This is a genomic window from Pedobacter frigiditerrae, from assembly GCF_004331645.1.
GTDB classification, from domain to species: Bacteria; Bacteroidota; Bacteroidia; order Sphingobacteriales; family Sphingobacteriaceae; genus Pedobacter; species Pedobacter frigiditerrae.
On the sequence record NZ_SJSK01000005.1, the window covers coordinates 1 to 12133 of the forward strand.

Annotated in this window: 9 protein-coding genes; 3 read left to right on the top strand and 6 right to left on the bottom strand. The window is 40.3% G+C overall.

Annotated elements, in window-relative coordinates:
* Together EZ428_RS17740 and EZ428_RS17745 are read left to right on the top strand one after the other, a co-directional pair.
* The coding region (locus EZ428_RS17740) for an integrase core domain-containing protein (RefSeq protein WP_165501808.1) at window positions 1-265 on the top strand (265 nt) is incomplete at its 5' end.
* A gap of 264 nt (window positions 266-529) precedes the next feature.
* The gene (locus EZ428_RS17745; RefSeq protein ID WP_131554546.1) at window positions 530-2365 is read left to right on the top strand and encodes an ABC transporter ATP-binding protein; all 1836 of its coding nucleotides are present in this window, start codon (window positions 530-532) and stop codon (window positions 2363-2365) included.
* 226 nt (window positions 2366-2591) lie between these two features.
* Here EZ428_RS17745 and EZ428_RS17750 read toward each other — a convergent pair whose 3' ends face one another.
* The 6 genes from EZ428_RS17750 to EZ428_RS17775 form a co-directional block, all read right to left on the bottom strand.
* A complete protein-coding gene (locus EZ428_RS17750) occupies window positions 2592-3113 on the bottom strand; it encodes a GNAT family N-acetyltransferase (RefSeq protein WP_131554547.1) in 522 nt (173 codons plus the stop codon).
* A gap of 204 nt (window positions 3114-3317) precedes the next feature.
* Window positions 3318-4397, bottom strand: coding sequence for a cell division protein ZipA C-terminal FtsZ-binding domain-containing protein (locus EZ428_RS17755; protein WP_165501809.1), 1080 nt, complete (start codon window positions 4395-4397; stop codon window positions 3318-3320).
* 103 nt (window positions 4398-4500) lie between these two features.
* A complete protein-coding gene (locus EZ428_RS17760; RefSeq protein ID WP_131554549.1) occupies window positions 4501-5061 on the bottom strand; it encodes a hypothetical protein in 561 nt (186 codons plus the stop codon).
* A gap of 565 nt (window positions 5062-5626) precedes the next feature.
* Window positions 5627-7504 (bottom strand): OmpA family protein, encoded by a 1878-nt coding sequence (locus EZ428_RS17765; protein WP_225871087.1) that lies wholly within the window; start codon window positions 7502-7504, stop codon window positions 5627-5629.
* A 125-nt stretch (window positions 7505-7629) separates the two neighbouring features.
* Window positions 7630-9729 (bottom strand): InlB B-repeat-containing protein, encoded by a 2100-nt coding sequence (locus tag EZ428_RS17770; RefSeq protein WP_131554551.1) that lies wholly within the window; start codon window positions 9727-9729, stop codon window positions 7630-7632.
* 514 nt (window positions 9730-10243) lie between these two features.
* Window positions 10244-10513, bottom strand: coding sequence for a hypothetical protein (locus tag EZ428_RS17775; RefSeq protein WP_131554553.1), 270 nt, complete (start codon window positions 10511-10513; stop codon window positions 10244-10246).
* Window positions 10514-10756: 243 nt separating this feature from the next.
* Between EZ428_RS17775 and EZ428_RS17780 the strand changes: the two genes are divergently transcribed.
* Window positions 10757-11320, top strand: coding sequence for a dihydrofolate reductase family protein (locus EZ428_RS17780; protein ID WP_131554554.1), 564 nt, complete (start codon window positions 10757-10759; stop codon window positions 11318-11320).
* The last annotated feature ends 813 nt before the right edge of the window (window positions 11321-12133 follow it).

The window sequence follows — 12133 nt, forward strand, 5'->3', positions numbered from 1 at the left end:
AAGAATAAATGGCATCCTTAAACACGAATACCTGAACCAATACAGAATCAACAATATAACAGATGCAAGAGAGTGCCTGCGATCTTCAGTCGAACTATACAACAATGAAAGACCGCACTTTAGCATTGGCCTGCTAACACCAGAACTTGTACATTCACAAGAACTGAATGTTGAAAGATTATGGAAAAACTATTATACAAAAAATACTAAAATTGTAAACCCATTACAGGACAATGAAAAAACTGTAAATCAATATCAGGATTAAATAAAAAACTGTAAACTTTTTTTAGGACGATACAACTCATCTCTGTAGTTACGTCATTCCCGTGCATACGGGAATCGTAATGCGATGGGAAGGAACGAGGATTAATAATAACTGTGCAATCGCATTACGATGCCCTCCCGATAGCTATCGGGACAAGCTGAGCATGACGAACTAGATGTGTTAGGGAACTTTGCACCCCCTATTTTTACAAAAAACATAAAAAACTAATCCCCAATAAAAATTAGATTTGCCCTGTACCCGATTATGGCAAAGAAAATAAATACAATACCCGTAGAAAACATTACGTTTAAGGAACGACTCTCCTCCTTGAGGAATTTGCCAAGTCTATTTAAACTCGTTTGGCAAAGCAGTCCAAGTAAAACCATCATCAGTTTTACATTGAGGATCTTACGTTCGGCCATGCCTGTTGCCTTGCTCTATGTAGGTAAACTGATTATAGATGAGGTTGTGGTATTGCATACCAGCGCCTCAGGAGGTAACATGAACAGACTTTGGGAATTGGTAGGCCTTCAGTTCTTTCTAGCGATCATGAACGATGCGCTGAGCAGGATGATTAACCTGACAGATAGCCTTTTGGGAGATCAGTTTTCAAATTATACCTCCATAAAAATAATGGAGCATGCCGCTACCCTCGACCTAGAGCAATTTGAAGATTCTGTATTTTATGATAAGCTGGAACGTGCCAGGCAACAGACCGTTGGTAGAAGTGTGATGCTTTCGCAAGTGATGAGCCAAATACAAGACTTAATCTCAATGGCCTTTCTGTTAACAGGCTTAATTGCCTTTAACCCCTGGTTGATTCTTTTATTGGTGCTTGCCATTATTCCTTCATTCTTGGGCGAATCTTATTTTAACAGCAAGAATTATGCTTTGTCTCGTAGCCAGACCCCAGAACGCAGGGAACTTGACTATGTACGCTATTTGGGTGCTAGCGACGAAACGGCAAAGGAAGTGAAGATTTTTGGCCTTTCAGATTTCATTGTAAACAGGTTTAAGACCCTGTCGGGTAAATTTTATAGGGATAATAGCAAATTGGCCATACGTAGATCAATTTGGGGCACATTTTTTTCCATCTTAGGCACCATAGGCTATTACGCAGCATACGGATTTATTGTATACGAAACCGTTACCGGGAAATCAACCGTTGGTAACTTGACCTTTTTGGCAGGTTCATTTCGTCAATTGAGCAGCCTGATGGAGACTATGCTTTCTAGGTTTACGATGGTTTCTCAAGGTGCCATTTACCTGCAAGATTTTATTGATTTTTTTGAGATACAGCCAAAGATCACTAAACCAAAAGATGCCTTGCCTTTCCCAAATCCCATCAAATCGGGATTTGTATTCGAAAATGTAGGTTTCCAATACCACAATAGTGAGAGGTGGGCCAACAGGAATTTAAGCTTTGAACTAAAACCTGGAGAGAAGTTGGCCCTTGTAGGCGAGAATGGTGCAGGTAAAACTACTTTGGTCAAACTCCTTGCCCGCTTGTATGATCCAAACGAGGGTCGTATTTTGCTAGACGGAAAGGATTTAAAGTCTTATGATTTAGATGACCTGAGGCATAACCTTGGTATCATCTTCCAAGATTACATCCGCTACCAGATGACTTTTTATCAAAACATAGCTGTGGGCAATATCAAGGAAATTGATAACGAGGAATTAGTTAAGGCTGCAGCTGAATTGAGCTTGGCAGATGAGCTTGCCCAAAAACTACCAGGTGCTTACCAGCAATGGTTGGGCAGGAAATTTAATGATGGAATTGAGCTTTCTGGTGGCGAATGGCAAAAGGTTGCCTTGGCTAGGGCATACATGAAGGATGCACAGGTATTGATTTTAGATGAGCCTACTTCGGCACTTGATGCCAGGGCAGAGTACGAGGTTTTTCAACGTTTTGCACAACTCACCACTGGAAAATCTGCTGTTTTGATCTCGCATCGCTTCTCTACCGCACGCTTGGCTGATCGGATTTTAGTTTTGGAAAAGGGAACACTATTGGAATCGGGAACACATGAGCAACTCTTAGCAGCCGGTGGCAAATACGCGGAGCTATTTAACCTACAGGCAAAAGGTTATAAATAGTTTGCCAATAGCTGTGCAATCGCATTACGATGCCCTCCCGATAGCTATCGGGACGAGCTGAGCATTGTATCGATCCCTCTTTAGTTCACGTCATTCCCACGCAGGTGGGAATCGTAATGCAATAGAAAGGAGCGCAAAGTTAATAAATAGCTGTGCAGACGCATTACGATGCCCTCCCGATAGCTATCGGGACGAGCTGAGCATGACGACTCTCGCTTGACCTAAATTAATCCCCAAGCACTTTTTCCATTTCAATCAAACTAATAGCCTCCACCTTAGGATCACCGAACCTGCCTTCTATCTCATCAAATGCAATGGAACCTCCAGTGGGCAAATAGCCATGGCGACCGTACCAGTTAATCAGTTCAACTCGGGTGCTGATGACAGAAATGACAATCTTAGCGCAATTATTTTCGAGCGCATGATCCTCTGCTGCCATTAAAAGCGACTTGCCCATGCCATTGCCCTGAGAAAGTGGTGATACGGCAAACATACCAAGGTGCAGCTCGTTTGGTTCTACCTCCAAGCAAACCGTACCCAGGATCTTACCATTGCCATCGATAACCTTTAGGATCGTTAACCCTGGCTTTGCCAACATAATCTCCAATGCCTTTTCATCGATCCTAATCCCATCAAGTATTTCGGCCTCGGTTGTCCAGCCCTTTTTTGAATCCTCGCCACGGTAGGCAGAGTTTACCAGTTTGTCTAGTTCCTTAACGTCGGCAAGGTTAGCTCGGGTTATTTCCATCTGATTGTTTGAGTGGCAAAAATAAGAAATTAGCTTTACCTTACAATGCGACGTTGAGTTTGTTTGTCGTTTTCATTGGGTAAAACAACCAAGACGGTGGGCGATGGACAAGCTTAGGCACAAGTCACGCTTCGCTTAAGACTTGCACTAGACAGGGCACTGAACCAGCCATTTTGCTAAACTGCTATTATATCTGATGCATTTTTAAAACATTCTTAGTGCCTTGTCAGCACCTGCTTTTATACCCTTACTTTCCATTTTACCTATCAATTCCTTCATTTCTTTTCGCTCTTTCTCTAGATTAAAAGGTTGCCTATTTTTATCCAATATTTTCCCGCCTAAGCGTGTTTGACAATACTCAACTGCTTTAAACATGAGTTCAAATACATGCTGTGGGTCGGCACTTCTAGGGACAGAGAAGCCAAAAACCAAATCATTAGGATTCATGTTCCCGTTCTTAACTTCTTCTGGCAAGAAGTATCCCGGCTCAGTGCTAGTCCAAACACTAAAATGTTGGTCGTCCCCATAATCTTTATGGTTACTCCAATGAAACAAGTCGCCATCTCCCCAATTTAATCCAACACTTTGCAGCGCATCCCACATTTTAATGCCGTTAAATTGCTTATCGCTCTGTAATACAATTATAGCATCTTGGTTAAATTCATGATACAATTGTACAAGAACTTTAGCCTTCTGAATAGCTTTCTCAATAGACTCCTGATGTGCAAGCCTTATTTTAGCAGGGTATTTTTTGATTCTTTTTTCAAGTTCAATGAGATATCGCTCCAGTTTTTTCGGGTCGTAATTAGGCTTTTCATCATTAAATACATCTTGAACATCAATTGCAACCTGAAGCTTACTGTATAGATCCGGAGCGTCTCCCGCATCAGCAAATGTCCATCTGTTTTCTTCAATTGAAAACCCGTATATGGTCGATTCGAAATTACTTCTCCAGTCGTAATCAAACATTTTGGAAATATCGTCCTTTTTGAAATTCTCGCCATTTACAGGTATCAAATCAATAACCCAATCTTTGTCGGGATCAGCCTGGTATGCCGCATTTGCAGTTTCTCTTTTTAGGTTTGGAAATGATAGTTTAGTGGTATCCAATAGATAGGAAGCATCTTCAGAAGCTTTGTCGAGACCCAAATTTTGTATCCTTTCATTGCTTTCAGATTGGGTAGAGATAAAATAGTTTGCTGTAGACGAAGGCTGTTTCAGCCTAAATAATAAATAGGCCACAAGACCAACCATTAAAAGTCCTGCAACGATGTATATTGTCATTCTGTTCATGTTTGTTCGGCTTCTGCTTTGTATTACAATGTTTTTTCGGCTTGGTGACGGGATGGGGATTCTTTAACAACAATCTCTTAAGCTACCGCTAAATTTATTCAAAGCCAAAAAGTTTCTTTAACCATGTCTGTCTAGCTTTTGGCAAGGTGCTTTGAGCGACTGGGCTTTCTTCTTTGTTTGCATTGTATTCAAGCCTATGCCTGATAAAGTCATTAAGTAGGCTCAGTTCCTCTGGATCCGTTGATTTTGATTTTAGTTGATCAAAATAAGCTAATAATTCTTTTGCAGTTTGCGTTGAAATTGTCAGTATCCCTGACCTCATTCCTGTGTCCATTGAATGAGAAGCACCACGAATATAGTCAAGCAAATAGTCTGTTCCGCCACGTTTCAAAAGTTCGTCTGCAAAAAGATGAAATTTTAAGTAAACACCAAATGTCATTGGTGAAGTTTTGCCTGTCTCACAATATAAATCACGAATCAAGCCAAGTTTTACCTTCTCAATTTGCGGAACAACAAACTCGCAAACTTGTATACGGAAATCGTAATTGTCGTCTATAAAATCTTGCCCATACTTGCCATTCCAAATAAGTTTAATTCGGTCAAAGTCTACCGTTGAATAGTTGTCAATAAATACCTGCAATTCTTCGTCTGTCATAGTTTTGGGTCTTGCCATCAAATCTTAAATATACGTAAGTTTTTCATCGCTTCTAGGTATTACTTGGTTCGCCACTGAGTCGTATCTGAATCGCTACTGCGTCGTAACAGAAATGCAATGAGTCCAATATGAGTCCAATATAAGTCCAATATGTGTCCAACTATTTACATAAAAACTTGGACTTGCTATACTTATATTTTAGATTCATTATTTTAACATTACGATTCTGTTACGACACAGAACTTAACCAGTAGCGATGACGTCTACACTGTGTTACGAACAATAGACAAAGGAAAAGGGAACGATAAAGGGAAAATGGGTAGAAGATCTGATACGAGTTTTCCTTTACAGAAACTAATGCCTCCCCCCTGCCTACCGGCAGGCAGGCTTACCCCTCCGAATGGTCGGAGCAGGCTCTCGGAGAGGGTGACAGCATAGTTCAAGAACAGCAGGATGTAAAACCAATAAGAAAATAAATTGTGCTACTTGATATCAACCAAAAAAAGCCCCACATGAAGTGGGGCCTTTCTATTTTATAATTTGAATATAGACAAGAGCAAGTAGCTTAGTTTGCTGTCTTGATATCGATCACAACTGTTCTGTTATAAAAACGTTCCTCAGGTTTTCCGTTTCCAAAAGGAGAACGATCTTCGGCTTCTCCCAAACCAGTGGTTTCAAACTTAACATTCCTTTTCCCAGCTTTTGCAAGTGCAGCTTCTAGAATTTGTTGTGTCTCTTGAGCTCTCCTTTTAGATAGCTCTAAATTGTACGTTTCGCTGCCAATTATATCTGTATGACCATGAATGTTAACTGTCGAATTTTCGCTGATTAAAGGAGCTACTTCTTCTGTAAGGAATTTGGCATAGGTTGCAATGGTATTGGCTTTGTTAAAGTTGTATAGAATGCTATAACGTGTACCATTTTCTGTTTGCTCTTGCGTAGCAACAATGTCTACTGTGCTTTCTTTTTTAATGGTATTACCCATTTTTGTAGTACCAGTCATCACTACCTTATAGCTACCAGGGGTACCATTACCTAAAATGGTGTTTCCTGCAATGTGTTCTTCATTTTTAGTAAATGGACCATATTGTTTTGTTACCCCGTTTGGACTAGTTACATCAATCATATAAGAACTTAACACTTCATTTGCTTTGCCTACGTAGAAAATAACATCACCATCAGTACCATTTGACTGTGTGGTGTTAATGTATACAGGTTTCATGATTCCAGATCCAAGTTCCATCATTAGTGCGTTAGAATTACTTAGGATATCTACCCTGCGGTCACCTTCTCTCAATAGATTTAGCTCTTTTTTGCCACCTTTTTGTTCTGAAGGATTGATTGGCTTGATTCTTCCGTTTGTTGCAATTCTATTTTCGTTGATGTTAAATACATTTACTAAATACTTTTTAATTTCTGTAGCAAATAGGTTTCCTTCTTTAGCACCAGCTAATGATGCTCCAGATAAAGTAATATCTACCGCGGGATTTGCCCTCATTCTATCGCCTAAAATGTTAAGTACATTATAATACACATTCAATTGTCTTTGAGAGCGGATGTTCATGCTCTCAGCAGGTTCTTGTTGTAAATCTTCTTGTTTAAATGTAGCTGCCTGAGAAGGAGATAACATGACATACCTTGATGGTATTGCTGTTGAACCCTCATCAAAGAATACATAATTAAGCAATGGTAAGGTTTCATTTACTTTACGTTTCATTACCACAGCTTTTGGTGCCCTAACACTAAAGCTAACTTCTGCTAATGGTATAGGTGTTGATGTGGTTTCTTGCTTAGCTATAAGCTTAGCCTTACCAAATTTTAATGCAACACCCACTCTAACGGTTGACATAGACCAGCTCTCAATTTCCCTAACATCTTGTCCAAAATAAGGATGAAATGATACAAAAGGAGAAACAACAAATTTACTGGTACTTGTAGGTGCCGACATGTCGATATCGTAACCTGCACCTACTTGTGCAGAGATTACACTTTTACGCACCTCACTTAATTCACCTGAAGTATTTGGCTGCTTAAGTTGTGTGTAGTCGAAATCTTTTTGCAGGTTAAAGGCAAACCTAGGGCCTGTAAAAAAATACAGGTTACCACCCCAAGGGTTTACACGTAATGTAGGTTCGATTGTGATATAACTTACATTAGTAGCCAAGGTTGCAGGGCAATCACATGGTGCAATTACATCATCAAATTTTCCGCCCCTGCCATCATAGCCAATGTTAAGTGAACCACCCCATATTGGTGTAGGGCGATATTCTACTAGCACAGATCCGAATGGACGAATCCCCTTACCTTTATGGAATGCACTAGGCACAATCAATCCATTATTTAGGCGCTGTGTTGTACCATCAAAAAAGTTAGCATTAGCTCCTGCGGCTGCACCAAACCACCATTTAGGTGATGTGGTTTGAGCCGAGGTTGTGGTTTGCAAAAACAGTAGTATTAAGCAACACCCTACTGTTTTTTGGATTATTTTATTTAGAGATAACATAGTTTTATTTTTAATTGATAAATTAATTTGAGTATCCGTTTTTACCGGTGATAGGATAACTACCATTATTGCGGTACATTAATCGTAGTGTTAACCATTGTAACCGATGCAACTAAAGAAATTGCTCTGCCGTTAAGGACAGTTTGCACTGCATTACCTGCTGTAGAGAAAGTTATTCCAGCGGTAGAGATAATGTTACCTGTCATGATACCACCACCAGCAGCATTGATTGTTGCCGAACTACCCACATACCAATATACATTTTTAGCCAAGCCGCCATTGATCAGGGTTACGCTTCTAGCACCTGCTGGGCCCGCAACACCTACTGTTAAGCCTGCGGCAGTCTGGAAAATCCACTCTGCATTAGGATTGCCTTGTGCATCTAATGTTAGATTGCCATTTGTGATTTTAAATGTACCACTTGCCGATTTATAAATACCTGGAGCTAAAGTTAAGCCACCAAGTTCTCCAGCACCTGGATCAGATCCTCCTGGTTTAGCAGCAGGCGAAATGCTATTATAGGCAACAGTTGCATCAGCAAGCCCTTGAGTGGCCATGGCAAATGAGATTGCGTTTCCTGGTGCAGGTGGCGCCGTGTAAATCCTACCTGTAACATTACCTTTATTTAATGGTGTTTCGGTATAGATATCAGCAGTAGTACCATCATGAAAACCAGTTATTAAAGTAGAGGCGGCAGTTGTGCCAATACTTCCGTTGTTAATTACCGTATTTAAGCCCATATTGGTGATACCAGCGTTACCGCCAAATGCACCAAATAAACTTACACTACCTAAAATATTAAGAGGAACAATAGCTGTAAAATTAGCCGTAATATTTTTATTTGCCGTCATTAAAACGGTTAATGGATTGGTAGAACCAGTTGCATCACCTGTCCATGATGAAAATACATAACCTGGGTTGGCAACAGCAGTAAGCACAACGGTAGACCCATGATTATAAGTTGCTGTATTTGGAGTTTTAACAACTGTTCCGTTAACAGCAGTAACGTTTAAGGTATAGGTATTGAGAATGAAATTTGCTATAAAACTTCTATTTGCAGCTAAGGCAAATGTATAGCTTGCACTGGTAGAAACAATCGTTCCATTGGCTTTATCGATCCAGTTAACAAAGGTATAACCTATGTTTCTAGTAGCAGAAATTGTTACCGAAGTTCCGCTTGGATATGATCCTTCGCCATCGGTAGTACCTCCACTTAATGGATTTGATGCCAGTGTTACTGCAAATTGAGAAGCAGGAACCGCCCTATAATTTGCTACCAATGATCTGCTAGCCGTTACCACAAGTTGGAAACTAGCACTTGTAGATACAATATTTCCATTTTCTGTCCAGTTCAAGAAGGTGTATCCAGTATTTGCCGCAGCAGTTACCGTAACAACCGAACCTGCTACATAAGATCCAGAACCACTGTTTATTCCACCTGCTGCAGGGTTTGATGATAAATTAACAGCAAAGCTGCCTGGGGGAATGGGAGCAAAATTAGCAATCAATGTTTTATTTCCAGCAACTACAAACTGATAACTTGAGCTTGTAGAAACAACTACACCGTTTTCTGTCCAATTGGCAAAGGTGAAACCCGTACTTGGTGTTGCTGAAACAGTTGTTGTAGATGACTGTGCAAATTGCCCAGCACCCGCCACTGTTCCACCAACTGTTGGGTTAGCCGATAATGTAATTAATGGGATGGTTGTAAACGACCAAGTAAAGTCTTTCACCATGGCCGTATTAAATGTATCCTTTACAGCAGCTGTAATCGTGCCTGTATAAACCGCAAAAGGGTTAAGGGGTACATCTGGCTTAAAAGTATAGACCTTTAAATCTGCAGTAGCAGCTATTTTTCCTGAAATTAACGTTCCGGCCTGTTTGATGGTAAAGGTAGAGGCATTAATGGAAGTAGCATCCATGTTGGTGTTAAAAGTAATGGTGATCAATTTATCCAATACCACATCTACAGCTTTATCCATGGGATCTGTGGAGGTAACTACTGGACAAAGACCAACGAGTTCGTCTTTAAAGTCATCTTTTTTACAGCCTAGCATTGACATTGCAATCAATACAATAGCTAAGGAGAGATAACTGATGCTTTTAACATAGCGCAGGGATGGGCGCAACAGGGTAATGCCCTCTGTTGGAGTAGATTTTTTCATGATAAATATTGTTTAATTGGGATAGATGAGGCCTAACAATAACAGTTTATTGTTGATATAATTAGAATTTTATAATTAAGCCATAAGTTACCACCTAACTTGCAAAGCAAGTGCCACCAAATAAAACGTACCAAAACTAAAGGTTTGGGATTCCAGTTGATAACATTAATATTACATTTAAGGAGTAGCGATGCCTTTTAATTAAAAAATCAAGTCGGAAAAGGCATTGAAATTAAAAAAAATCAGGAAATACCTTAATGCTCTGTTTAAAGGATTTATTGTAAGATTTTAACTAAAAAGCAAAATACCCATAGGTATCTCAGCCTAACTTGACTTATGGAAAAGCCTAATGATGCCCCTAAAACATACACTCGTCAGTGGCTAACCAAGGCAAGCTATGAGCGTGGGAAGTAGACATCATAAAACACAAAATAGCTATCAACTCGCTCCCGAAGATCCCGATAGCTATCGGGACGGGACAGGTGCACTACGTTCATTGTCACGCCATTCTGCACTAACCATAAATACTAAGTAAGATAAGCCATGTAACAAAACCTACTGGCACCAGTACAGCCGCACTTATAAAAAAGGATTTAACCAACTCTCGCCTACCCATTATTAATAAGACAATACCAACAACTACGTTCAGCATGACTTGTATAAAGATGCATAAGCCCATACCAATGGCAATACTAAAGCCCATATTTGCCATGGAGGTGTTTAGGATAATGAGCAAGCCATAGATCACAAATACTAACAGATTTATACCTAAGATTTTTAACATCGCTTAAATTTTAATGAGTATGGAATTTTTGAAGCTATACCATGATAATAAGTTCAAAACCGTTGAAAAAGTTTTGATAATTCATCTATTTTATAGTACAAGTCTTTAGAGCACCCCCTGCTTGTAACGCTTTATTTATTTTAACCCCAAGTCGCTTCTGTCTCAAACACCTCTTTTTTTGTCCCAACAAGTCCTTACAGCTATTGGCGTAATCATTTATATTTGATTAACAAAACTACCATTATGAGAAATGTAATTTATGGGATGAACATCAGTATTGATGGCAATTGCGACCATACCAAAGCTAATCCTGATGAGGAGCTTTATGATTATTTTACCCATCAAATGGATGATGTTGACTTGATTGTTTATGGGCGTAAAACCTATGAGTTGATGGTGCCTTACTGGCCAGATGTGGCAAAAGCACAATCGGGTACAAAAGCAGCCAATGAATTTGCAGAAAGACACAATGCCATCAACAAGATTGTTTTTTCCCGAACCTTAAAAAACGCTGATGGAAATACAAGGATCATTCGCAATAACCTCGAGGCTGAGATCATGAAACTGAAGCAAGAACCTGGTAAAAAGATTTCTATCGGGGGGGTAAGCCTACGTTCGCAGTTAATGGCATTAGGCTTAATAGATGAGTATTATTTTGTGGTACATCCCATTATTGCGGGTAATGGAAAACGCTTGTTGGAAGATATTACCCTCCAAGAAAACATCAACTTAAAACTGGTTAACGTGAAGGTTTTTAAATCGGGATGTGTGGGTTTGCATTATTTGAAAGAGGAGTTGGGATTATAGATTGGTACATGATGAATCATATCGTGCGGACAAAAATTCGAAAATCTGTCGTCATTCCCGTGCAAACGGGAACCTTAAATCGCTATACCTACCAATTCGACTTTCTACAGCATTAGGATTGCCTTCCGATAGCTATCGGAACGAGCTGGCAATGACGACCTAAATGCGGAGAAAAAAGACCACAACCGAAACGACTTGATCCATCTGCTGTCAAAGCCTATTCGATTTATCTTCCGCTAACCCTGTCTGCCGGCAGGCAGGCAAGGCAAGCTGGAGCGTGGGGCAAATGCAATGATGAAAAAACAGATATCTCCTCGCTGCGCTTCGTTCGACATGACGGTTCTTCTCGAGTTCACGTCATTCCCACGCAGGTGGGAATCGTAAAGCAAAGGGAAGGTGCGAAGATTTAACAAACAGCTGTGCAGTCGAGCTGAGCATGACGAACGTTGAGTGATAGAGTTCACGTCATTCCCACGCAGGTGGGAACCCCGAAGGGCTCAGCACAGCTAATCGTAATGCAAAGGGAAGGTGCGAAGATTTAACAAACAGCTGTGCAGTCGAGCTGAGCATGACGAACGTTGAGTGATAGAGTTCACGTCATTCCCACGCAGGTGGGAACCCCGAAGGGCTCAGCACAGCTAATCGTAATGCAAAGGGAAGGTGCGAAGATTTAACAAACAGCTGTGCAATCGCATTAGGATGCCCTCCCGATAGCTATCTGGACGAACTGAGCATGACGACTCCCGTTTAAAACCAACGAAAACTTAACCTTTACCGAGATTACAATTAACATCCACTTAATATCACTACCCT

What these genes read in the sequence shown, in the direction of transcription:
- EZ428_RS17745 (WP_131554546.1), top strand. Translation starts at nt 530, where the DNA reads ATGGCAAAGAAAATAAATACAATACCCGTAGAAAACATTACGTTTAAG.
- EZ428_RS17750 (WP_131554547.1), bottom strand. Translation starts at nt 3,113, where the DNA reads ATGGAAATAACCCGAGCTAACCTTGCCGACGTTAAGGAACTAGACAAA.
- EZ428_RS17755 (WP_165501809.1), bottom strand. Translation starts at nt 4,397, where the DNA reads ATGACAATATACATCGTTGCAGGACTTTTAATGGTTGGTCTTGTGGCC.
- EZ428_RS17760 (WP_131554549.1), bottom strand. Translation starts at nt 5,061, where the DNA reads ATGACAGACGAAGAATTGCAGGTATTTATTGACAACTATTCAACGGTA.
- EZ428_RS17770 (WP_131554551.1), bottom strand. Translation starts at nt 9,729, where the DNA reads ATGAAAAAATCTACTCCAACAGAGGGCATTACCCTGTTGCGCCCATCC.
- EZ428_RS17775 (WP_131554553.1), bottom strand. Translation starts at nt 10,513, where the DNA reads ATGTTAAAAATCTTAGGTATAAATCTGTTAGTATTTGTGATCTATGGC.
- EZ428_RS17780 (WP_131554554.1), top strand. Translation starts at nt 10,757, where the DNA reads ATGAGAAATGTAATTTATGGGATGAACATCAGTATTGATGGCAATTGC.